Origin of the sequence: Roseateles agri (genome assembly GCF_034043675.1) — a bacterium.
Lineage (GTDB): Bacteria > Pseudomonadota > Gammaproteobacteria > Burkholderiales > Burkholderiaceae_C > KK5.
In genome coordinates this window covers 850,109-872,404 of the sequence record NZ_JAXCLA010000002.1, presented here as the reverse complement: position 1 = coordinate 872,404, position 22,296 = coordinate 850,109, and the positions used below count along the sequence as shown (strand labels likewise).

Sequence of the window (22,296 nt, the reverse complement as noted above, 5' to 3'; positions counted from 1 at the left end):
AGTCAAGCCTGATGACCATAGCGATTCGGTCCCACTCCTTCCCATCCCGAACAGGACAGTGAAACGAATCAGCGCCGATGATAGTGCGGATTCCCGTGTGAAAGTAGGTCATCGTCAGGCTATTTACCCCGCATACCCCCATCTCTCCAAAGAGGTGGGGGTTTTGCTTTTTGCGGGCGGGCTCCTGATTACCTATTTTGTGAGATCCCAGGTCGCCAATATCTGATGATGGCCATGTCCAACGTGGCTGAGTATCAGTGCCAGGCGCTTGGCTTTCCAATCGATCGGCTCGATCGAGTGCTCCCCAATGCTCTGCGGTAGGTCATAGTGCAGGGAGATATGAGGCTGACCATTGCTGCGTGGTTGTAAGCCGGCGCGTTCCTTGAGCAGTTTGGTCACGATGCTGCGCAGGTGAAGAAACGGCTGGTGATCGGCCGGTTCGCTGCGCAGCGTGAGTGCGTTCCCGGCAAATCCGCGCACATGGGTGAAGCGGATCGGTACGGCAGGAAGCCTTACATGTGCAAGCGCCGCGATGGCGCCATCGATGGTGATTTGCGCAGGTAAGTCATCGTCCTCAAGCTCCCTGCCGAGATCCAATATCGTGGCGTGAATGCGGCTTGCCGGTTGGATCCGCTCGGGGCTGATCCCGAATCGTTCGTGCAGCTCGCGCGAATGTTCGAACAGGAATTGCTTTTCGGCGTCTGTCGCCGGAGTCAGCGCGAGAAAGAAGCCGAAGCCTCGCAACCGCACGTCAGGTCTGTGCAGATTGTCGACACGGCAGGGTGTCTGGTCTGCTTCGAAGCCCTCCAGTAACTGCTGCTCTTGTTGCATCGGCGGAACCTCCGGCGCGACGCGCCGAGTTCATTGAACGCTGATCGTATTCCCGTCAAGCCGCAGCGCGCCGGCGCGCGCCAGTTCTCCAAGCAATTCGTCTGTCCAACTATCGAGCGGGCGGTCCGAAAAATGCAGCCGCCACATGACTTGGTGTATCCGAACCTGGTCGAGCCATGCTCCTAGCTCCATCCGCGTGCATTGGCCGACATCGAGCATATGGAAGACCAACAAGGCCTTCGCCGCATGCCGCGTATGTCGTTCAGGATGCCGGCGGAAGAATGCCAGCCGTGAGCGCGCTTCCGTGAGCGCCGATGCGACGTCTGTGAACATGCGCCCGTGTCCCGGCACGACGACGCGCACATCCAGGCTCTCGATCAGATCGAGACTGCGATCCACTTCATCGAAGCCCGTGTCCCCGTCGAGTTCAGGAAACACGATGCCGAAGCCTCGCTCCCACAGCGCGTCGGCCGACATCAGTAGCCCCGACTCCGGATCGAACAGCATCACCGAATGTAGGTCGTGTCCGGGAGCCGCGAGAACCTGCCAAGCACGATCGCTCTGCACGAGTGTCTCGCCGGGCTGGAGCGCCCGGGTCGGCACAAAGCGCTCGCATTGCTGGCCGGTAGGCGCGTAGCTCAGTGCCTGCTGGTCCCAATCCAGCGCGGCGTCAAAGTGTCCCGGCGGGATCCATACCGCACACCCATCGAAAGCTGCAGACAGATGTGCGTTCCCCCCGCAGTGGTCAGAATGCAGATGCGTGTTGACGATCAGCCTGAGCGTTTGACGCGTCGGTTCTAGCGACGCGCGGACCAAAGCCAAGGTCTGCGCTTTGTGCGTGCAGTAGCCAGTGTCGACGATCACCGCGCCGCGTGGGTCGCCCAGCATCAGCAAGGAGTTGGACGACAGCCATCCCCGCTCCAGCATCACCAGGTCTGGCGGCAACTGCACCATGCGGCCGTCCCAAGGCACTTAGCCGCGCAGTTCCCGCCGCAGAATCTTGCCGACGTTGGTCTTCGGCAGGTCATCGCGGAACTCGATGTACTTCGGCCGCTTGTACGCGGTCAGCTGTGCGTGGCAGTAGGCCGCCAAGTCTTCCTCGGCCAAGGCAGGATCGCTCTTCACGACGTAGAGCTTCACCGCCTCGCCCGAGCGCTCGTCCGCAACCCCGATCGCCGCGCACTCCAGCACGCCCGGGTGCATGGTCACGACCTGCTCGATCTCGGTCGGATACACATTGAAGCCCGACACCAGGATCATGTCCTTCTTGCGGTCGACAATCCGGGTGAAGCCTTGCTCGTCCATCACGCCGATATCGCCGGTCTTGAAGTAACCATCCGCATACATCACGTTCGCGGTTTCTTCCGGCTTGTTCCAGTAGCCCGCCATCACTTGGGGGCCGCGGATGCAGATCTCGCCGCGTTCGCCGAGCGGAAGGTCCTTGCCATCGTCATCGCGGATCGCGATATCGGTATTCGGCACTGGCAGGCCGATCGTGCCGTTGAAGGCCTTCAGGTCAAGCCGATTGATCGTTGCCACCGGCGACGTTTCCGAAAGTCCATAGCCTTCCACCACCGGGCAGCCGGTGATCTTGAGCCACTTATCGGCTGTGGCCTGCTGCACGGCCATGCCGCCGCCGTTGGAAATCACCAGCTCGCTGAAGTCCAGCCGCGCGAAGGCCGGATCGTTGGCCAGCGCGTTGAACAGCGTGTTCACGGCCGGGAACAGGTTGACCTTGTAATGCTGCAGCGTGCCGATGAATCCGGGAATGTCGCGTGGATTGGGAATCAGCAGGTTCATCATGCCGAGCCGCGCGCCGAGCATGTAGCACGCCGTCAGCGCGAAGATGTGATACAGCGGCAGCGCGCAGACGGTGGTCAGTGGCTTGTCCTTGCCGAGCTTGTCGAGCATCGGCTGGAACCAGGCCTCGCTCTGAAGGATGTTGGCGACGACATTGCGATGCAGCAAGGTTGCCCCCTTCGACAGCCCGGTCGTGCCGCCGGTGTACTGAAGGAATGCAACGTCTTCCGGACCGAGGTCGACACGGCTCAGATGCATCCGCGAACCCTGCGCCAGCACCTCGTTGAAACGCGTCACCGTGCGGCCACCGTCGAGCGGTAAGCGGAATTCAGGCACCAGCTTCTTCACGTGCCGGACGACGAAATTGACCAGCGAGCCGCGCCAGAAACCCAGCAGATCGCCCAGCGAGGCCAGCACGACGTGCTTCACCGCGGTCTTGCCGATGACTTCCTCAAGCGTGGCCGCGAAGTTCTCCAACACGATGATGGCCTCGGCGCCCGAATCCTTGAGCTGATGCTCCAACTCGCGCGGCGTGTACAGCGGGTTGACGTTCACGACCGTGTAGCCCGCGCGCAGGATGGCGGCGATCGCCACCATGTACTGCAGGACGTTGGGCATCATGATCGCCACGCGAGTGCCGCGTTGCAGGCCCTTCGACTGAAGCCAGGCGCCGAGCGCTTGCGACATTTCGTCGACCTGGCCGAAGCTCAGGCGGCGGTCCATGCAGGCCGCCGCGTCGCGGCGCGCGTACTTGCGGAACGACTCCTCCAGCAGTTCGACCAGCGAGCCATAGACGGTGCAGTCGACCTCGGCCGGCACGCCTTCCGGGTAGCTTTGCAACCAGGGTCGCGATGCCGCCGCCTGCGTTGCCGATCGGGGCTGTTCCTGGGTCTCCACCGTCATTGCCATGTCTCCTTTTGTCTGGCCGCAGATGCGGCGCGCCGATCCGACATGGTCGGCGCAGGAGCAGGTTGCTGGCCCGGGGACTTGCCCTAGTCCCGCGTCACCCGCGGGACAGGGCTCGTGCCGGGCCGGCTCAGGCCTCGGCCTTGAGCACGCCGCGCCGGATCTGGTCCAGCTCGATGGATTCGAACAGCGCCTTGAAGTTCCCCTCGCCGAAACCTTCGTTGCCCTTGCGCTGGATCAGCTCGAAGAAGATCGGTCCGATCACTTCCTTGGTGAAGATCTGCAGCAGCAACTCGTTCGGTGCATCCAGATGGGCGGCACCGTCGATCAGGATCCTCAGGCGGCGCAGTTCCTCCACCTTCTCGCCGTGGCCCGGCAGGCGCTTGTTGATCAGGTCGAAGTAGGTGTCGATCGTGTCCTGGAATTCGACGCCGCCCTGACGCATGCCCTCGACGGTGCCGTAGATGTCGTCGGTGCCCAGCGCGATGTGCTGGATGCCTTCGCCGCGATACAGGTCCAGGTATTCCGCGATCTGGCTCTTGTCGTCGCTGCTCTCGTTGATCGGGATGCGGATCTTGCCGCAGGGGCTGGTCATCGCCTTGCTCTTCAGGCCGGTCAGCTTGCCCTCGATGTCGAAATAGCGCACCTCGCGGAAATTGAAGAAGCGCTCGTAGAACTCCGACCATTCCTTCATCCGTCCACGGAAGACGTTATGCGTCAGGTGGTCGATGTAGGTCAGGCCGTGGCCGGCCGGGTTCGACAGTACGGGCTTGCCCTGGGCGTCGAGCAGCGGCACGAAGTCGACGTCGTAGATGCTGATGTTGCCGATCTCGCCGGCGGCTGCGCCGTCCTTGCCCTGCCAGCGGTCGACGAAATAGATCAGCGAGTCGCCGATGCCCTTGATCGCCGGGATGTTCAGCTCCATCGGGCCGGCCTTGTTGTCGAAGCCCCAGGCGCCGAGTTCCAGCGCGCGCTTGTAGGCGAAGCCGGCGTCCTTGACGCGGAACGCGATCGCGCAGATCGACGGGCCGTGCAGCCGCACGAAGCGCTGGGCGAACGAGTCCGTTTCGGCGTTGATGATGAAGTTGACGCCGCCCTGGCGATACAGGGTCACGTTCTTCGTGCGATGGCGGGCGACGGCGCTAAAGCCCATCGTCTCGAACAGCTTGCCCAGCGCGGCGGGATCCGGCGCCGCGAATTCGATGAACTCGAATCCGTCGGTGCCCATCGGGTTGTCCCAGGGGGTGAAGGCGGCCATGGCGGTGTCTTTCTCGTGCAGTCTCGGATGGCAAGACTGTAGGTGCGCACCCTCGCAGGATTCATGCGAATTCGGGCGCGGGTTTGCGCCTCGGCGCAGGAATCCTGCAAGAATTCGGCGGATGGAAAATGAAATCCAGCTCGATGCCATCGACCGGCGCATCTTGAGGGCGCTGCAGCTCGATGGCCGCGTCACCTACGACGCACTGGCCGCGCAGGTGAACCTGTCGGCCTCCGCCGTGCTACGCCGGGTGCGCCGACTGGAGGAATCCGGCGCGATCGCCGCCTACGTGGCGCTGGTGCGGCCCGAGCGCGTCGGCCTCGGCCTCACGGCCTACATCAACGTGCGGCTGGAGAAGCAGACCGAGAGCCACAAGCGCAACCCGATGGACCTGTTCCGCGCGGCCGTGCAGACCTGGCCCGAGGTCGTCGAATGCGCCGCGCTGACCGGCGAGATGGACTACCTGCTGCGCGTCGTCGTGCAAGACATGCAGCACTACGCGCGATTCATATCCGAGACCTTGCTGAAGCATCCCAGCGTGCAGGACTGCAAGACCAGCTTCGTGCTGGACCGGGTCAAGAACACGACGGCAATCCCGGTCTGAGGGGCGGCTGCGCGCGGCCCTTCAGTCGTACTTGCGCGCCAGCGCCTCGACGTGGTTCGGCGCCAGGTTCAGCAGTTCACCGATGTCGCGCAGATCGTCGGGAATCGCCGCGTTGTCCCAGCCGTGGGCCGTGTGGCGCGCCAGCCGGATGGCTAGCCTGACGGCCAGCACCTGCGGGTCGATGGCGCGCTTGTCGTCCGTGATGTGGCGCAGCAGGTCCGGCAGGCGCCATGCCTGCATCAGTGCCTGCTCCAGTTCGTTCAGTTCGATGTTCAGCACCGCGCGCTGTGCGTCGGCGCTGCGCAATGAGGAATCAGCCCGCAGTCGTCGCTGGATCTCCAGCGCGAGCGCCGGCGCATGGATCCATAACAGCATCTCGGCAAAGTCGTGCAGCAAGGCCGCGCTGTGGATCACCGCCGCATCCGGGTCGAGACGGTGCACCGCGAAGGCGAGCGCGTAGCGTGCCGCGCGCTCGGAGCGACGGAGCACACGCTGCAGACCGTCCAGCACCTCGGGCTGGCTGGCGAACGTGTCCTCAACGGTTGGCTGCGGCCCGAACTCGCGGAAGAAGGGTGTGATGCCCATCAGCACCAGCGCGGCGGTCACCGTCTCGGCGTCGGTCAGCAGTCGTTCGCTGCGGTGCGTGGCCGCGTAGGCGAGCACCTTCAGCGTCATCAGCGGGTCCGTGCCGATCAGTTCACCGAGTCGATTCGCGTCGACCGCGTCCTCGTTCGCGCGCATCAGCTCCAGCGCGTCTGCCGTGTCGGCCAACACGGGGATCTCGGCGCTGCGGAACGCGGCCGTCCAACGGGCCAGGTCCGGCAGGGCCTGGTGCAGCGGCAGGGGCGAAGCGGGGGCAGAGGCGGGCATCGGTCGATCGAGCAGAAGACTTGATGCTATATCGGCCCGATGCGCCGCGGTTTGAGATCGTCAGAGTCTATTCACGCCGTGCAAGCTGCCGACACGCTGCCCGTCCACGTACAGCGCGCCTTCCGGCGCACCGGCTTCGGCATAGAACTCCAGCTCCGGCTTGCCGGCGCCGCGGCGCCGATGCAGCCGCGCCGCCATCCGGGCGAGCAGGGCGCTGGTCCAGCGCAGCGCAGCGATCAGGCGCAGCCTCCAGGCCTCCGCCACCAGGGCCTCGTCACCGGCGCCCTTCAGTTCGTTGATCATCATGATGTCTTCTCCTTGCGGCTCCTCCTTCCGGAGCCGAGTGATTCAGGGGCTGCGGCCGCCGAGTTCGGCGGTGATCTGCTTGTCGAGTTGGCGGCGCGCCTGCTGGCGCTCGTTGCCGCGCGAATGGCTGCCGGCCTGCCGCATCAAGCCGGCGGCGGTCAGCGGATTGCGCGGTTTGGGCATGGCCAGGCATAGCGTGTTCTTGCCGGTCTTCTGCGCGGTCAGCGGATGGGGTGCGATGAATCGGGACATGAGGTCTCCTCCGCGAGCGTGAGCCCGCGTTCTTTGGGTGCAAATCGGTCATGCGGCGGCGCCACTGCGACGCAGCTGCAGCGTTGGAAAACAGGACTACCAGGGTCGGGCGAGCCGACCTGCGGAACTTTTCGGGAAACGATCGATCCGGCGGGGAGCCGGAAGCCGTGGGCGTTCGTCCGAACCGGCGCTTCGGCGGCCGCTTCCCGAAGGGAGCGATGCGAAGCGGGCGGCGATACCCGTCAAAGACGTTGGGCTTGGGGTGTCATTGGGAGCCTGCGGCTCCTCAACTTGCGCAAATGATAATCAAATGATTATCTTGCGCAAGAATTTTTTATCTAACGAAGAATTCCGGCGGATAGAGTGATGCGCCGGCGCTACTTCTTCTTCGTCTTCAGCGGCGCGATGCCTCGCTGCAGGCGGCGCCATTCGTCCATCTCCGCGGCGGGCGTGGGCAGGGCCGCTGCGGCGGGCGCGACTGGCGAGGCAGCCGGTGAGGCAGGTGTCAGCACCTCACCCAGCAGATCCAGCAGACGCGTGCGTGCGCGCTGCGGATGGCGTCGGTAGTAAGTCAGCACCAAGCCGACGATGAAGCGCTCGTCGTCGTCCTGCGGCTGGCTGGGCATGGCGTCGGATGCGGGCGCCGCGACGGCCGGTTCGTTGCCATGTTCATGGTCCATCCAGCCCGGTGGCTTATGGAACAGCTGTTCGAACTGGCGGGCCAGGCGTTCGCCGATCTGGCGGTTGCGGCCCTTGATCTGGCTCCAATAGCTCGGTTGGATCTGCAGGCGCTCCGCAAAGCGCCGTTCCAGGCCGCGCAGCGCGGCGGCATCTGCATGCTTGACGTTGGCGGAGACGAATTCTTCAAACAGGCGCAGCGCGTTGTCCAGGCGGACTTGGGCGGTGTCCCGGATCGGGGGTGACATGCCCCAATGATAAAGCGACCTTGATCGTCACCCTGCTCGCAGGGGCGCGGCCTGCCGGGATGCTGATAAAGAAACCCTTATCAGCGCGGCAGGCTCACTCCTCTTCGCGCACCTTGTGCGCCGAGGTCAGCGCCGTCTGCGTGTTCGGCGGCACAGGCTCGTAGTGCGACAGCACCAGCGTGTAGCGGCCCTGGCCGCTGGTCATCGCGTTGAGCCGCGTCTGGTAGCTGGCCAGCTCGGCCAGCGGCGCCAGGCCCTGGACGACCATCGTGCCGGGCACCGCGGAGCGCGTGCCGTTGACCTGGCCGCGCCGCGAAGCGAGGTCGCCGGTGATGTCGCCCATCGCCGTGTCCGGCGCACTGATCTCCACATGGACGATCGGCTCCAGCACCAGCGGCCGCGCTTCTCGCACGGCGGCCATCAGTGCGCGCCGGCCAGCGGTGATGAAAGCGATTTCCTTGCTGTCCACCGAATGGTGCTTGCCATCGAACACCGTCACGCGCAGATCGACCAGCGGATAGCCCGCGATCACGCCGCTGTCCAGCGCCGAGCGCACGCCTTTCTCGACGGCCGGCATGAACTGGCCGGGGATCGTGCCGCCCTTGACCGCGTCCACGAACTCGAAGCCGGCGCCGCGCTCCAGCGGTTCGATCCGCAAGTAGACCTCGCCGAACTGCCCGGCGCCGCCGCTCTGTTTCTTGTGCCGGTAGTGACCTTCGGCCGGGGCGGAAATCGTCTCGCGGTAGGCGATCCGTGGCGGCTGCGTCTGCACCTCGAACTTGTAGTTGTCGCGCAGCCGCTCCAGCAGCATCCGCAGGTGCAACTCACCCAGGCCGTAGACCAGCGTCTCGTTCGTCTGCGCCACGTGGTCGATCTTCAGGCAGGGATCCTCGTCGACGATGCGAGTCACGATCTCCCAAAGCTTCTGCTCATCGCCGCGTCGCGCCGGGCTGATGGCGAGGCCGTGCACCGGCACCGGGAAGTCCAGCGGTTTCAGGTGGATGTGCTCGTCTTCCTGTGCGTCGTGGAGCACGGCGTCGTAGCGCAGTTCCTCCACCTTGGCGATGGCGCAGAGATCGCCGGGCAGCGCCTGCTCCACCTCCACGTGCTTGCCGCCCTGCAGCATGAACAGATGGCCGACGCGGAAGCACTTGCGCGCGTGGCCGACGAAGAGCTGGCTGCTCTTCGTCAAGGTGCCCTGGTGGACGCGGCAGATGCCCATCTTGCCGAGGTAGGGGTCCGAGATGATCTTGAACACGTGCGCGAGCACATGGGCGTTGGGGTCGGGTCTTGCCTGCAGCGGTTCGGCCGCATCGCCTTCGCCCTGCAGGAACTGCGGCGGGTTGCCCTCGGCCGGGTTGGGCAGCAGGCGTTCGATCACGTCCAGCAACTCGACGACACCGGCTCCCGTCTTCGCCGAGGTGAAGCACACGGGGATCAGGTGGCCCTCGCGCAGCGCCTGCTCCAGCGGCGCATGCAACTCGCGCGGGTCGACGTCGCCCTCGTTCAGGTAGCGGTCGACGAAAGCCGCGTCCACTTCGACGACCTGCTCGACCAGCGCCTGATGCGCCGCCGCGGCCGACGAGAAGTCGGTGTCGCCGATATTGTTGAAGAAACAGTCGACGACGCGCGCACCGCCACCGGCCGGCAGGTTCAGCGGCAGGCATTCGCGGCCGAAGGCCTCGCGGATCTGGCCCAGCAGCGCCGGCAGGTCCAGCTCGGGTGCGTCGATCTTGTTGATCACGATCGCGCGGCACAGCCCGCGCTGCTGTGCGGCCTCGATCATCCGAGAGGCCATCAGCTCGATGCCGTTCTGCGCGTCGAGCACGACGATGGCCGTGTCCGCCGCTTCCAGCGCCGGCAGCGACTGGCCGATGAAGTCCGGCGCCCCGGGCGTGTCGATCGCGTGGATGCGGATGCCGCCGTGGTTCATGTGGACCAGCGAGGCATGCAGCGAGTGCTGCATCTTGCGCTCCAGCGGATCGTGGTCGCTGACGGTGCTGCCGCGCTCGATGCTGCCGGCCTGCGTGATCGCGCCGGCCTGCAGCAGCAGTGCCTCCAGCAGCGTGGTCTTGCCTGCGCCGGCGGGTCCCACCAGGGCGATCGTGCGTATCGTCGCGATGCCGGGGTGGAGATCGCCGGCGCTGCCTAGGCTGCCGGTACTGTCCTGCGAACTGCTGCTGGCCATGGCGCGCTCCTTGTCTCGTGGAGTCGGTGCCGGCCTCGTCGTGCCGGCGGTGGACCCCAGGGTAGGACAAGCGTGCGCGGCTTACAAGGTCCCTGGCGAGCTCCGGGTCTTGCCGTCCGGGCCTTCCGTGGCCGTAGCGTCCTTGGCGCAGGTCTCATCCTCGTCGTCGCAGGGCGCGCTCAGCCGGACTTCCTCCTGCGCTTCCTGCGGGTGCGATGCGCGATGAGGCTCGCGATGCTGCGGCCGCATGCCCGAGCGCAGGTAGCGGTTGTGGTGATTGATGCGCGGCAGGTAGCGGGCCAGCTCGGTCAGCGCCATCTCGTAGACGCCGCGCTTGAACTCGATCACCGATTCCAGCGGCACCCAGTATTCGTTCCAACGCCAGGCGTCGAACTCCGGATGGTCGGTGGCGCGCAGGTTCATGTCGCAGTCGCGCCCAGTCAGCTGCAAGAGGAACCAGATCTGCTTCTGCCCCTTGTAATGACCGCGGGCATCGCGCCGTATGAAGTGCTCGGGCACCTCGTAGCGCAACCAGTCCCGGGTACGCGCAATGATGCGCACATGCTCGGGTATGAGCCCCACTTCTTCGTGGAGCTCGCGGAACATCGCCTGCTCGGGCGTCTCGCCGTGTTTGATGCCCCCTTGCGGGAACTGCCAGGAATGGGTGCGGATGCGCTTGCCCCAGAACACTTCGTTCCTGTGGTTGAGCAGGATGATGCCGACGTTGGGTCTGAACCCTTCACGGTCGAGCATAATCAACCTCAAATCTATAGTTGGATCGATTATTGCACCGGGCAGCCCCGGCAGCGCGACCCTGCTAACCCTCATCCCCGACCCCGCTTGGTCTCATCGTTAGGCCCGGCTTTTTCGTCGCCAGTCCATGAAAGCCAGCAACTTTTTCATCTCCACGCTCAAGGAAGCGCCCGCCGACGCCGAGGTGGTCAGCCACAAGCTGATGATGCGCGCCGGCATGATCAAGCGCCTGGGCGCCGGCATCTACAACTACATGCCGATGGGCCTGCGCGTGATCCGCAAGGTGGAGAACATCGTGCGCGAGGAGATGAACCGCGCCGGCGCCGTCGAGCTGCTGATGCCGGTCGTGCAGCCGGCCGAGCTGTGGCAGGAGACGGGCCGCTTCGACAAGATGGGCCCCGAGCTGCTGCGCGTGAAGGACCGCCACGATCGCGACTTCATCATCCAGCCGACTAGCGAAGAGGTCGTCACCGACATCGCCCGCCAGGAACTGCGCAGCTACAAGCAGCTGCCGAAGAATTTCTATCACATCCAGACGAAGTTCCGCGACGAGCGCCGCCCGCGCTTCGGCGTGATGCGAGGCCGCGAGTTCACGATGAAGGACGCCTACTCCTTCGACCGCGACAAGGAAGCCGCCGGCCGCAGCTACGAGAACATGTACGCGGCCTATTGCAAGATCTTCGATCGCCTGGGCCTGCAGTACCGCGCCGTCGCGGCCGACACCGGCGCGATCGGCGGCGACCGCTCGCACGAGTTCCAGGTCATTGCCGATACCGGCGAAGACGCGATCATCTACTGCCCGACCAGCGACTACGCGGCGAACATCGAGCTGGCTGAGGCCGTGGCCCTGCTGGCTTCGCGCGCTGGTGCCACCGCGGCGCTGGCCAAGACGCCCACGCCGGGCAAGGCCACCTGCGCCGACGTGGCGGAGCTGCTGCAACTGCCGCTGGCGCAGACGGTCAAGTCCCTGGTGCTCGCCACCGACGAAACGGACGACAAGGGCATCATCACCAAGAGCACCGTCTGGCTGTTGCTGGTGCGCGGCGACCACGACCTCAACGAAGTGAAGGCCGGCAAGCTCGAAGGCTTCAAGGGCGGCTTCCGCTTCGCCACCGTGCCCGAAATCATCGAGCACTTCGGCACCAAGCCTGGATACCTGGGCCCGATCGGTCTGAAGAAGCCGGTCAAGATCGTCGCGGACCGCACCGTCGCCAACATGGCCGACTTCGTCTGCGGCGCCAACGAGGTGGACTTCCACTACACCGGCGTCAACTGGGGTCGCGACCTGCCCGAGCCCGACTTCGTGGCCGACATCCGCAACGTCGTCGCCGGCGATCCGTCGCCGGACGGCAAGGGCGTGCTCGCGATCCAGCGCGGCATTGAGGTGGGCCATGTGTTCTACCTCGGCACCAAGTATTCCGCGGCGATGAAGGCCAACTTCCTCGACGAGGCCGGCAAGCCCCAGCCGATGGAAATGGGTTGTTACGGCATCGGCGTCACGCGCATCCTCGGCGCAGCGATCGAGCAGAACCACGACGAGCGCGGCATCGTCTGGCCCGACGCGATCGCGCCCTTCACCGTGGTCGTCTGCCCGATCGGCATGGACCGCAGCGAAGAGGTCAAGACCGCCGCGACCAAGCTCTACGAGGAGCTGCTGGCGCTGGGCATCGACGTGCTGCTGGACGACCGCGGCGAGCGGCCCGGTGCGATGTTCGCCGACTGGGAACTGATCGGCGTGCCGCACCGCGTCGTGCTGTCGGACCGCGGCCTGAAGGAAGGCACGGTCGAGTACCAGGGCCGGCGCGATGCCGAGGCGACCAAGCTCGCCGTGGCCGACGTGGTCGGGCATCTGAAGGGCAAGCTCAAGCCTTGAATCCGATGATCCGGCGGCGCGGCCTGTTAGGCCTGCCCTTGGCCGCCGGTGCCATGCTGGCCTTGCCCCGCCCGGCCTTTGCTGGCGCACAAGTGGAAGAGCCGCTGGCCGATTCGGTGCGCTCTGCGCTGTCGGCCGCCATCGCCAACAGCGCACCGCCGAAGCCGAGTTTCGCCAATATCGAGGACCGGCTCGCCTACCTGCGCTGGCTCGGTGCGATGAGCGAGAAGCTGAAGAAGCGGCTCGCCGAAGCGCAGACGCGGATCGAGTTCCTGGAGACGGTCTGGTACGAGTCCAAGCGCGCCGGCCTGGAGCCGGCGCTGGTGCTGGGCCTTGCACAGGTGGAAAGCGGCTTTCGCAAGTACGCGATCAGCAGCGCCGGCGCACGCGGCTACATGCAGGTCATGCCCTTCTGGGCCAAGCTGATCGGCGGTGGGCAGGCGGAGTCCAGCCTCTTTCACATGCAGACGAACCTGCGTTTCGGCTGTGTGATCCTGCGCCACTACCTGGACCGCGAGAACGGCGACCTCTTCATGGCGCTGGGCCGCTTCAACGGCAGCCGTGGCCGGCCCGAGTACCCGCGTGCGGTACTCGGTGCGCGCCGCCAGTGGCTGATGCCCGGCGAGAGCTGAGCGGCTACTTCAGCGCTGGACCATCGCCTGCACGGCCGGCGCATAACGCGCGCCCTGCGCGGGTGTTCCGGCGACGGCGGCTTCGATTTCCTGCAAGTCCTGCGCAGACAGTTCGAGCGCGGCCGCGGCGACGTTCTCGTCCAGCCGATGCAGCTTGGTCGTACCCGGGATCGGCACGATCCAGGGCTTCTGCGCCAGCAGCCAGGCCAGTGCCAGCTGCGCGGGCGTGACCTGCTTGCGCCCCGCGATGCCGGCCAGCACGTCGACCAGGGCCAGATTCGCCTGACGCAACTCGGCGCTGAAGCGCGGCAGCGTGTTGCGGAAGTCGCCCGGCTCGAAGCTCGTCTGCGCGTCGATGGCGCCCGTCAGAAATCCCCGGCCCAACGGGCTGAAGGGCACAAAGCCGATGCCCAGTTCCTCGAGCACTGGCAGGATCTCCTGCTCGGGTTCGCGCCACCACAGCGAATATTCGCTCTGCAGCGCCGCCACCGGCTGCACCGCATGGGCGCGGCGGATGCTCTGCACGCCGGCCTCCGACATGCCGAAGTGCAATACCTTGCCCTCGCGAATCAACTCCTTCACGGTGCCGGCCACGTTCTCGATCGGCACCTGCGGATCGACGCGGTGCTGGTAGAGCAGGTCGATGCGGTCGGTGCGCAGGCGTTTCAGCGCTTCTTCGGTCACCTGGCGGATCCGCTCGGGCCGGCTGTCCAGGCCGTTGGCGGGCACGCCGTCACGGAAGCCGAACTTGGTGGCGATCACCACCTGGTCCCGCACCGGCGCCAGTGCCTCGCCGAGCAGGGTCTCGTTGAGACCTGGGCCGTAGGCCTCCGCCGTGTCGAAGAAGTTCACGCCGCGCTCCACGGCGGCGCGCAGCAGGCGCACCGACGCCGTCGTGTCCGGCGCCGTGCCGTAGGCGAAGCTGAGGCCCATGCAGCCCAGGCCCAGCGCGGAGACTTGGAGACCGCTGCGGCCGAGTTGTCGTGTGTTCATCGGGAGATCCTTTGCATTGCTGATGTCCGTCACTTTACGCAGCGGGCCTGGTCAGGACTAGACTGATGGATCGGCATGAACCCAGTAGCCAGGCTAATCAATGACGCGCTATGACGATCTGGCCGCCTTCGCGGCCGTGGTGCGTGCGGGCAGCTTCACGCGCGCCGCGGCGCAGATGGGCGTGACGCAGTCCGCGCTGAGCCAGACGGTCCGCGCGCTGGAGCAGCGGCTGGACCTGAAGCTGCTCAACCGCACGACGCGCAGCGTCTCGCCCACCGAGGCGGGCGAGCGGCTGTACCAGACGGTGGGCCCGCGCTTCGAGGACATCGAGGCGGAACTGGCCGTGCTGGGCGAATTGCGCGGCCGGCCCGCCGGTACGGTGCGCATCAGCGCGAGCGAGACGGCGATGCGTTTCCTCGTCTGGCCGCGGCTGCAGCCCTGCCTCGAGCAGTATCCGGACATCAAGCTGGAGTTCAGCAGCAACAACAGCTTCATCGACATCGTGGCCGAGCGCATCGACATCGGCATCCGCATCGGCGCCGATGTCGCCAAGGACATGATCGCCGTGCGGATCGCGCCGGACATGCGCATGGCCGTGGTCGGCGCGCCGGCCTACTTCGCGCGCCATCCGTCGCCGCAGACGCCGCAGGACCTCACCGCGCACGACTGCATCTCGTTGCGGCTGGCCTCGCATGGCGGCCTGATGAAATGGGAATTCATGCGGCGGCGCAAGATGCTCAACGCGCATGTGACGAGCCGGCTGGTGTTCAACGTCAGCGAAATGGTCGCGGCGGCGGCCCTCGCTGGCCATGGCCTGGCCTGGCTGCCGCGTGACGCGGTGCAGGAGCACCTGGATGGTGGCCGATTGATTTCGGTGCTGGACGACTGGGCCGCCGTCTTCAGCGGCTATCACGCCTACTACGCGAGCCGGCGGGTCTCGCCGGCCGTGAAGCTGGTGCTCGAAGCGCTGCGGGGGCCATCCGCCCCCTGAGGGTCAGAGCCCTGTCCAGGCTTTCGGTGCCGCGCCGGCGACGCCCGCCAGTTCCAGCACCCGCTCGATGCTTTCTGCGATCAGTTCGTCGATCGTCTGCGGTCGGTGATAGAAGGCCGGCAGCGGCGGGAACACGATGGCGCCCATCTCGGTCGCGGCGGTCATGTTGCGCAGGTGGGCCAGGTTGAACGGCGTCTCGCGCACCATCAGGATCAGGCGGCGGCGCTCTTTCAGCGTGACGTCGGCGGCGCGGGTCAGCAGGTTGTCGCCGAAGCCGTGGGCGATCGCCGCCAGGCTCTTCATCGAGCAGGGCGCGACGACCATTGCGGCCGTCGCAAAGCTGCCACTGGCCACGCAGGCGCCGACGTCGCCGGGCGCGTGCGAGAAGCTGGTCTCGGCTTCCAGCGCCTTGCGGTCCAGCCCCAGTTCGTGATGAACGTTCAGCACACCGGCCGGCGTGACGATCAGATGCGTTTCAAGCCCGAGTTCGCGGCCTCGCCGCAGCAGCCGCAGCCCGTAGGCCGCGCCCGTCGCGCCAGTGATGCCAACGACGAGCCTTTGGCTCAAGCCGCCAGCACCTGCTGCAATTCACCGGCCTGGTACATCTCCATCATGATGTCCGAGCCGCCGACGAATTCGCCGTTCACGTAGAGCTGCGGGATCGTCGGCCATTGGGCGTAGTCCTTGATGCCCTGGCGCACGCCCTCGTCTTCGAGCACGTTGAAGGTCTTCAGGTCGGTCACGCCGGAGGCCTTCAGGATCTGGATCGCGCGACCCGAGAATCCGCACATCGGGAACTGCGCCGTGCCCTTCATGAAGAGCACCACGCGGTTGTTCTTGACCAGATCGTCAATGCGTTGCTGAACGTCGTCCATCACAAACCTCATCCCAGAGTAGAAACCTGGGCGGGATTATCGGCGACCGGCGCCGCGCCTGCTGGCGCGGGGTCAATAGCTGTAAGAGAGACCGAACTGCACGACCGGCTTGTAGCGCACGTCGCGCAGCACGTCGTCCAGGCCCGGCGCGCTACTGGGGCCCAGGCGCAGGCCGCCGAGCGAGGTGCCGCCGCCGATCATGCCCAGGTCGGCGCTGAAGCTGACGCCGGTGTGCACCAGTTGCCCCGTGTAGCCGATGCCGAGGTAGGACTGCGAGATGGACGGGTCGACCAGGTCGCGGCTCGGCGACAGCAGGCTCATTGAGCGCTGGCCGATGGCCAGGTTCGGGCTCCCCTGCAGGCTGCTGGCGCCCAGCGCCAGGCCCGAGCCGCTCTGCGATTGCGACAGCGGGCCCAGCAGCATGCCGCCGGTAGCCCGCAGGCCGCCCTTGACGGCACCGAAGCCCGAGCCGGTGAGGTAGTAGTCGCCCAGCAGGTTGGCGCTGAGGATGCGCGAGCCGAACTGGTGCTGGCTCTCCATGCCGGCGGGAGTGTTGGGGTCCAGGCTGCTTAGCGAGAGGCGCGCCTGCCAGCGTGGTGTTTCACCCAGGCCCAGCGAGGTGCGGGTCTGCAGGCCGTCGGCGGCCCAGGCGGCGGGCGAGAGGATGCAGGCCAGCAGGGCCGCCGTCATGGCCCGTGCGGTGCGCGAAGTCCGTCCGATGGTCGACATGGCTACTACCTCCTCACGGTGCCTAGTGAGCACCTTCCGAACCATGCTACGCCCGGGAAGCGTCGCTGTGGCGACAATAATTGGCGCTTTTCCGGTTCTGTTGCCGGCAGCGCAACGCGGCCTGTGCGAGTTGCGGATTCAGGGCCAGTGGCCGCCGCTGACGCGGGGCTGGCCGGCCAGGTCACGCCGCAGCGCGACGTCAACGAAGCCGCCAGCGCGCAGCAGGGCCGCGACCGGCTCGGCCTGGTCGTAGCCGTGCTCCAGCAGCAGCCAGCCGCCGGGCTCCAGATGCCGTGGCGCGCCGTCGATGATCTCGCGCAACGCCGCCAGGCCGTCGCCCTCCGGAGTGAGCGCATGGCGTGGCTCGTGGCGCAGCGCGGGCAGATGCGGATCGTCGCCGGCGATGTAGGGCGGGTTACTGACAATCAGCGCATAGCGCCGGCCGGCCAGCGGCTGCCACCAACTGCCGTGGTGGAAGTGCACATCCAGCCCGAGCCGTTCGGCATTGGACCGCGCGACGACCAGCGCCGCAGCGCTCAGGTCCACCGCCTCGACCTGCGCGGCCGGGTGTCGGTGCTTGATCGCCAGCGCGATCGCGCCGCTACCAGTGCCGAGGTCGACGACGCGCCGCGTTCCGTCCTGCGGCGCGAGCAGTTCCAGCGCCCAGTCGACCAGCGTCTCGGTGTCGGGGCGAGGCACCAGTGTGTCCGCCGTCACCGCCAGCTCCAGCCCGTGGAATTCCTTGCGACCCAGCAGGTAGGCGATGGGCTCGCCTTCGGCGCGGCGACGCAGTTGTTCTTCGAGGCGGGCGCTCTGCTCGGGCGTCAGCGCTGCGTCGTCGTGCGTGATCAGCCAGGCGCGTTCACGGTCCAGCAGCGCACATAGCAGCAGGGTCGCGTCCACCCGGTCGACGCCCAGCGCACGGGCCTGCGCCAGCGCCGCGGCGACCGTCGTCATCGTCACGCCCGGCCTTCCAGCAGCGCCAGTTGCTCGGCCGCCTGCGCCGCCTGCAGCCCGGCGATCACCTCTTCCAGGTCGCCGTTCATGATCGCGTCGAGCTTGTACAGCGTCAGGTTGATGCGGTGGTCGGTGAGGCGGCCCTGGGGAAAGTTGTAGGTGCGGATGCGGTCGCTGCGGTCGCCACTGCCGATCAGGCCCTTGCGCGTCGCGGCTTCCTTGGCGGCGCGTTCGCTGCGGTCTTTCTCGCGCAGCCGGGCCGCCAGCACGGCCATCGCCTTGGCCTTGTTGCGGTGCTGGCTGCGGTCGTCCTGGCATTCCGCCACCAGGCCGGTCGGGATGTGCGTGATGCGGATGGCCGAATCGGTCTTGTTGACGTGCTGGCCGCCGGCACCGCTGGCGCGGAAGGTGTCGATGCGCAGATCGGCCGGGTTCAGCTGGATCTCCTCCGCCTCGTCGGGCTCGGCCATCACGGCGACGGTGCAGGCGCTGGTGTGGATGCGGCCCTGCGATTCGGTGGCCGGCACGCGTTGCACGCGGTGGCCGCCCGATTCGAACTTCAGCCGGCCGTAGGCGGCATCGCCGTCGACGCGCACGACCAGTTCCTTGTAGCCGCCGAGGTCGGACGCGCTCTCGGACATGATCTCGGTGCGCCAGCCCTGGCGCTCGGCGAAGCGCAGGTACATCCGCGCCAGGTCGCCGGCGAACAGCGCCGACTCGTCGCCGCCGGTGCCGGCGCGGATTTCGAGGAAGGCCGGGCGCCCGTCGTCCGGATCACGCGGCAGCAGGGCGACCTGCAGGTCTTCGTGCAGGCGCGCCAGGTCGGCCTCGGCAGCGCCGATCTCCTCGCGCGCCATCTCGGCCATTTCGGGGTCTTCGAGCAAGGTACGCGCCTCGGCCAGGTCGGCCTCGCGCTGCGTGTACTGCCGGTACTTGCCGACCAGCTCGGCCACCTCGGACTGCTCCTTGGTCAAGGTGCGGTAGCGCTTGATGTCGGCAGCGAGCGAGCCGTCGGCAAGCAGGGAGTCCAACTCGGCGAGGCGGAAAGCGAGGCGGTCGAACTGTTGGCGCAGGGAGTCTTTCATCGTCGGGAAAAGTAGCGGTCGGTTGAAGCAGGGGCCTGGGGAAGGTCTGGCTTCAGCGTTGCTAATTTTCCGAATCTGTTGACCGATGGGTCTTGCCGCCGCCGCGCAGGAACAGGCGCGACACCGTCTGTGCCAGTTGCAGGCGCTGCTCGCCGTCGCTGGAATGCAGCTCGGCCATCGCGCCATGCAGCATCTTCTGTGTGAGGCCGCGCGACAGGGCTTCCAGCACCGTGTCCACGTCTTCGCCGCGGGCCAGCAGCTTGCGGGCGCGAGCGATCTCGGCCGTGCGCCAGTCGTCGGCCTGGGCGTTCAGCGCCTGGATCAGCGGCACCGTATGGCGCTGGTCCAGCCAGTGGACGAAGCTCTGCACGCCGCTCTCGATGATGGCCTCGGCCTGCTCGACGGCGGCCTGGCGCTTTTCGCCGGCGGTCTGCACCACGGTGGCGAGCTCGTCGACGGTGTAGAGGTAGACGTCCTGCAGCTGCGCGACCTCGGGCTCGATGTCGCGCGGCACGGCCAGGTCCACCATGAACATCGGCCGGTGCTTGCGCGCCTTCAGTGCCCGCTCGACGGCGCCCAGGCCGATCAGCGGCAGGCTGGAGGCGGTGCAGGAGATCACCGCGTCGAATTCATGCAGGCGCTGTGGCAGCTCGGCCAGGCGGATCGCCTCGGCGTTCAGCCGCGTGGCGAGCTTCTCGCCGCGCTCCAGCGTGCGGTTGGCGACAGCCATCGCCTTCGGATTCTTGGCCGCGAAGTGGGTGGCGACCAGCTCGATCATCTCGCCCGCACCGACGAACAGCACCTTGATCCGGCTCAGGTCCTCGAACAGTTGGGCCGCCAGCCGCACCGAGGCGGCCGCCATGCTGATCGAGTGCGCACCGATCTCGGTGGAGGTGCGCACTTCCTTGGCGACCGAGAAGCTGCGCTGGAACAGCTGGTGCAAGGTCGTGCCCAAGGTGCCGGCCTGGTCCGCCTCGCGCACCGCCTGCTTCATCTGGCCGAGGATCTGCGCCTCGCCCAGCACCATCGAATCGAGCCCGCTGGCGACGCGGAAGGCGTGCCGCGCCGCGGCGCCGCCCTCCATCACGTAGGCGTGATCCAGCAGCGCGCTGCGGCCGACGCCGCCGAGGTGCGCCAGCCAGTCGACGGCCGGCTGCACCATCGCCTGGTTGCCGGCCACGTACAGCTCGGTGCGGTTGCAGGTAGAGAGGATGGCCGCCTCGGCCTTGTTCTGGACCTGGGTGCGGAAACCCAGCAAGGTCGGCGCCAGTTGCTCGAGCGTGAACGCGAACTTGCCGCGCAGATCGAGCGGCGCGGAGTTGTGGTTCAGACCGAGGGCGAATACCGACATGAGGCGATTATAAAATTTGGGACGATACCGCGTCCGCGCACCGATCAATTCCCCGCCCAGCCCCAGCTCCGTGACGCCGCTCGACGCCTTCTGGCACATCGCCAACCTGTTCGCCCCGGCCTGGGTCGTCGCTGCCTTGCTGGCGCTGACGGCCAAGCTGCTGTGGCGGCGCGACCTGAAGAGCCTGACCTGGCGGCGCCTCGCCGTCTGGGGCGCGGCCGGCGGCAGCGTCGCCGTCATCGCCGCCCTGGTGCTGACCGGCCACGACGGCAAGATGATCGGCTACGCGCTGATGCTGGTCGGGGTCAGCCTGCCGCAGTGGCTGCTGATGTCCAGGCGCTGATCGATCAGGCGCTAACTTCTTCCTTCAGCAGCACCTCGCCGCGCAGCGAATGCGCGAAGGCGGTCGTGATCTTCACGTCGATCAGCTGGTTCATCAGCCGCGCGTTGCCCTTGAAGTTGACGATGCGGTTGCACTCGGTGCGGCCCATCAGCTCGGTCGGGTCCTTGCGGGCGTGGCCGGTCACGAGGATGCGCTCGGTGCGGCCGACCATCGCTTCGCTGATGCGCAGCGTGTTGGCCTCGATCTCGGCCTGCAGTTCCTGCAGCCGGCGCACCTTCTCCGTGTAGGGCGTCGTGTCTTCCAGCGCCGCCGCAGGCGTGCCGGGGCGCGGGCTGAAGATGAAGCTGAAGGACTGGTCGAAGCCGACGTCGCGCACCAGCTTCATCAGTTTGGCGTGGTCGTCCTCGGTCTCGCCGGGGAAGCCGACGATGAAGTCGCTGGCGATGCGGATGTTCGGCCGGATCGCGCGCAGCTTGCGGATCGTGCTCTTGAACTCCAGCGCCGTGTAGCCGCGCTTCATCGCCATCAGGATGCGGTCGCTGCCGTGCTGCACGGGCAGGTGCAGGTGATTCACCAACTGCGGCACCTTGCCGTAGGCATCGATCAGGCGCTGCGAGAACTCGTTCGGGTGGCTGGTTGTGAAACGCAGGCGCTGGATGCCGGGGATCTCGGCCGCGTATTCCAGCAGCAGGGCCAGGTCGGCGTACTCGGCCGTGTCGCCCATCTTGCCGCGATAGGCATTGACGTTCTGGCCCAGCAGGTTGATCTCCATCACGCCCTGGTCCGCGAGGCCGGCGATCTCGGTCAGCACGTCCTCGAAGGGGCGCGAGACCTCGTCGCCGCGCGTGTAGGGCACGACGCAGTAGGAGCAGTACTTCGAGCAGCCTTCCATGATCGAGACGAAGGCCGAAGCCCCCTCGACCTTGGCCGGCGGCAGGTTGTCGAACTTCTCGATCTCGGGGAAGGAGATGTCCACCTGCGGGCGGCGTTGCTCGCGGCGCGCGGCCAGCATGGCGGGCAGGCGGTGCAGCGTCTGCGGGCCGAAGACCACGTCCACATAGGGCGCGCGCTCGATGATGGCCGCGCCTTCCTGGCTCGCCACGCAGCCGCCCACGCCGATCATCACGCCCTTTTCCTTCAGGTGCTTGACGCGGCCGAGGTCGCTGAACACCTTCTCCTGCGCCTTCTCGCGCACCGAGCAGGTGTTGAACAGGATCAGGTCGGCCTGCTCGGGATCGTCGGTCTTCTCGTAGCCCTGGGCGGCGCCCATCACATCGGCCATCTTGTCCGAGTCGTACTCGTTCATCTGGCAGCCGAAGGTCTTGATGAAAATCTTCTTGCTCATTGCTTGGTCCAGATCTGTGCAGCGGGATCGAAGGACCAGGTCATGGCTTCCTTCATGTTGACGGGCCAGGGCTTCTTGGCCGCCTCGACCGGGTTCAGTACCCAGACGTCCATCAGCAGGCCCTGCGGGTCGACCGTGTAGTGCACCAGCAGCTTCTGGCCGGTCACGCTGGCCGGCTGCAGCAGCAGGTTGGTGTCGCCCCTCATGCGGGCGCCGGGCGCCATGCGGGCGGCCTGGCCGTTCAAGGTCACGTCGGGGCTCTGGGTGACCATCAGCACGCCGCGCAGCGCGGTGGCGGGGAAGTTGCGCTGAACCTGGGCCTGGGCTGGAGCGCAGATCGAAGCCGCCGCGCAGATCGCGAGGGCGGCGAGGGAGGAAGCACAGCGGTACATGGTATGTGTCCAGTGGCTGCGTTGAAGAACAAACGG

General features: G+C 66.6%; 24 protein-coding genes and 1 rRNA gene. 6 read left to right on the top strand and 19 right to left on the bottom strand.

What is annotated here, in order from left to right:
* Positions 1-7 precede the first annotated feature (7 nt).
* A 5S ribosomal RNA gene (gene rrf / locus SNE35_RS08110) occupies positions 8-120 on the top strand.
* A 72-nt stretch (positions 121-192) separates the two neighbouring features.
* On the opposite strand, the gene SNE35_RS08105 is transcribed toward rrf, so the two are convergent.
* The 4 genes from SNE35_RS08105 to hppD form a co-directional block, all read right to left on the bottom strand.
* Entirely contained in the window at positions 193-831 is a 639-nt protein-coding gene (locus tag SNE35_RS08105) for a hypothetical protein (RefSeq protein WP_320422351.1), read from the bottom strand.
* Between the two features lie 30 nt (positions 832-861).
* Positions 862-1,785, bottom strand: coding sequence for an MBL fold metallo-hydrolase (locus SNE35_RS08100; protein WP_320422350.1), 924 nt, complete (start codon positions 1,783-1,785; stop codon positions 862-864).
* 18 nt (positions 1,786-1,803) lie between these two features.
* Positions 1,804-3,534 carry a long-chain-fatty-acid--CoA ligase gene (locus SNE35_RS08095; RefSeq protein ID WP_320422349.1) on the bottom strand — a complete coding sequence of 577 codons (1,731 nt, stop codon included), beginning with the start codon at positions 3,532-3,534 and terminating at the stop codon, positions 1,804-1,806.
* A gap of 133 nt (positions 3,535-3,667) precedes the next feature.
* Positions 3,668-4,795 carry a 4-hydroxyphenylpyruvate dioxygenase gene (gene hppD, locus SNE35_RS08090; protein ID WP_320422348.1) on the bottom strand — a complete coding sequence of 376 codons (1,128 nt, stop codon included), beginning with the start codon at positions 4,793-4,795 and terminating at the stop codon, positions 3,668-3,670.
* 121 nt (positions 4,796-4,916) lie between these two features.
* Here hppD and SNE35_RS08085 point away from each other — a divergent pair, with 121 nt between their 5' ends.
* A complete protein-coding gene (locus SNE35_RS08085) occupies positions 4,917-5,399 on the top strand; it encodes an Lrp/AsnC family transcriptional regulator (RefSeq protein ID WP_320422347.1) in 483 nt (160 codons plus the stop codon).
* Positions 5,400-5,420: 21 nt separating this feature from the next.
* Here the strand turns inward: SNE35_RS08085 and SNE35_RS08080 are convergent, their stop codons facing one another.
* From SNE35_RS08080 to SNE35_RS08055, 6 genes are all read right to left on the bottom strand, one after another.
* Complete coding sequence (locus tag SNE35_RS08080) at positions 5,421-6,269, bottom strand: HDOD domain-containing protein (RefSeq protein WP_320422346.1); 849 nt, start codon at positions 6,267-6,269, stop codon at positions 5,421-5,423.
* A gap of 60 nt (positions 6,270-6,329) precedes the next feature.
* A complete protein-coding gene (locus SNE35_RS08075; RefSeq protein ID WP_320422345.1) occupies positions 6,330-6,575 on the bottom strand; it encodes a hypothetical protein in 246 nt (81 codons plus the stop codon).
* 42 nt (positions 6,576-6,617) lie between these two features.
* Positions 6,618-6,827, bottom strand: coding sequence for a hypothetical protein (locus SNE35_RS08070; protein ID WP_320422344.1), 210 nt, complete (start codon positions 6,825-6,827; stop codon positions 6,618-6,620).
* 377 nt (positions 6,828-7,204) lie between these two features.
* Entirely contained in the window at positions 7,205-7,753 is a 549-nt protein-coding gene (locus tag SNE35_RS08065) for a hypothetical protein (RefSeq protein ID WP_320422343.1), read from the bottom strand.
* A gap of 94 nt (positions 7,754-7,847) precedes the next feature.
* Positions 7,848-9,941 (bottom strand): elongation factor G, encoded by a 2,094-nt coding sequence (fusA, locus tag SNE35_RS08060; protein ID WP_320422342.1) that lies wholly within the window; start codon positions 9,939-9,941, stop codon positions 7,848-7,850.
* 81 nt (positions 9,942-10,022) lie between these two features.
* A complete protein-coding gene (locus tag SNE35_RS08055; protein ID WP_320422341.1) occupies positions 10,023-10,694 on the bottom strand; it encodes an RNA pyrophosphohydrolase in 672 nt (223 codons plus the stop codon).
* A 127-nt stretch (positions 10,695-10,821) separates the two neighbouring features.
* Between SNE35_RS08055 and SNE35_RS08050 the strand changes: the two genes are divergently transcribed.
* Together SNE35_RS08050 and SNE35_RS08045 are read left to right on the top strand one after the other, a co-directional pair.
* Positions 10,822-12,567 (top strand): proline--tRNA ligase, encoded by a 1,746-nt coding sequence (locus SNE35_RS08050; RefSeq protein ID WP_320422340.1) that lies wholly within the window; start codon positions 10,822-10,824, stop codon positions 12,565-12,567.
* A 5-nt stretch (positions 12,568-12,572) separates the two neighbouring features.
* Complete coding sequence (locus SNE35_RS08045) at positions 12,573-13,199, top strand: lytic transglycosylase domain-containing protein (RefSeq protein ID WP_320422388.1); 627 nt, start codon at positions 12,573-12,575, stop codon at positions 13,197-13,199.
* A gap of 9 nt (positions 13,200-13,208) precedes the next feature.
* Here the strand turns inward: SNE35_RS08045 and SNE35_RS08040 are convergent, their stop codons facing one another.
* Positions 13,209-14,192: an aldo/keto reductase gene (locus SNE35_RS08040; protein ID WP_320422339.1), complete on the bottom strand. Its 984-nt coding sequence runs from the start codon at positions 14,190-14,192 to the stop codon at positions 13,209-13,211.
* 100 nt (positions 14,193-14,292) lie between these two features.
* On the opposite strand from SNE35_RS08040, the gene SNE35_RS08035 reads away from it, so the two are divergent.
* Complete coding sequence (locus SNE35_RS08035; RefSeq protein ID WP_320422338.1) at positions 14,293-15,183, top strand: LysR family transcriptional regulator; 891 nt, start codon at positions 14,293-14,295, stop codon at positions 15,181-15,183.
* Between the two features lie 3 nt (positions 15,184-15,186).
* Here SNE35_RS08035 and SNE35_RS08030 read toward each other — a convergent pair whose 3' ends face one another.
* The 6 genes from SNE35_RS08030 to hemA all read right to left on the bottom strand — a co-directional run bounded on the left by SNE35_RS08030 (position 15,187) and on the right by hemA (position 20,180).
* Positions 15,187-15,750: a UbiX family flavin prenyltransferase gene (locus SNE35_RS08030; protein ID WP_320422337.1), complete on the bottom strand. Its 564-nt coding sequence runs from the start codon at positions 15,748-15,750 to the stop codon at positions 15,187-15,189.
* Positions 15,747-16,058, bottom strand: coding sequence for a Grx4 family monothiol glutaredoxin (gene grxD, locus SNE35_RS08025; RefSeq protein ID WP_320422336.1), 312 nt, complete (start codon positions 16,056-16,058; stop codon positions 15,747-15,749). Before grxD ends, SNE35_RS08030 begins: the two co-directional genes overlap by 4 nt.
* A gap of 72 nt (positions 16,059-16,130) precedes the next feature.
* Positions 16,131-16,787: a hypothetical protein gene (locus SNE35_RS08020; RefSeq protein ID WP_320422335.1), complete on the bottom strand. Its 657-nt coding sequence runs from the start codon at positions 16,785-16,787 to the stop codon at positions 16,131-16,133.
* 138 nt (positions 16,788-16,925) lie between these two features.
* Positions 16,926-17,744: a peptide chain release factor N(5)-glutamine methyltransferase gene (gene prmC, locus SNE35_RS08015; RefSeq protein ID WP_320422387.1), complete on the bottom strand. Its 819-nt coding sequence runs from the start codon at positions 17,742-17,744 to the stop codon at positions 16,926-16,928.
* A 2-nt stretch (positions 17,745-17,746) separates the two neighbouring features.
* Positions 17,747-18,829: a peptide chain release factor 1 gene (gene prfA / locus SNE35_RS08010; RefSeq protein WP_320422334.1), complete on the bottom strand. Its 1,083-nt coding sequence runs from the start codon at positions 18,827-18,829 to the stop codon at positions 17,747-17,749.
* 61 nt (positions 18,830-18,890) lie between these two features.
* Positions 18,891-20,180, bottom strand: a complete 1,290-nt coding sequence (gene hemA, locus SNE35_RS08005; protein WP_320422333.1) for a glutamyl-tRNA reductase — start codon at positions 20,178-20,180, stop codon at positions 18,891-18,893.
* A 70-nt stretch (positions 20,181-20,250) separates the two neighbouring features.
* Between hemA and SNE35_RS08000 the strand changes: the two genes are divergently transcribed.
* Positions 20,251-20,523 carry a hypothetical protein gene (locus tag SNE35_RS08000; RefSeq protein WP_320422332.1) on the top strand — a complete coding sequence of 91 codons (273 nt, stop codon included), beginning with the start codon at positions 20,251-20,253 and terminating at the stop codon, positions 20,521-20,523.
* A 4-nt stretch (positions 20,524-20,527) separates the two neighbouring features.
* On the opposite strand, the gene miaB is transcribed toward SNE35_RS08000, so the two are convergent.
* Complete coding sequence (gene miaB / locus SNE35_RS07995; RefSeq protein ID WP_320422331.1) at positions 20,528-21,868, bottom strand: tRNA (N6-isopentenyl adenosine(37)-C2)-methylthiotransferase MiaB; 1,341 nt, start codon at positions 21,866-21,868, stop codon at positions 20,528-20,530.
* Entirely contained in the window at positions 21,865-22,260 is a 396-nt protein-coding gene (locus tag SNE35_RS07990; RefSeq protein ID WP_320422330.1) for a hypothetical protein, read from the bottom strand. Before SNE35_RS07990 ends, miaB begins: the two co-directional genes overlap by 4 nt.
* Between the last annotated feature and the right edge of the window lie 36 nt (positions 22,261-22,296).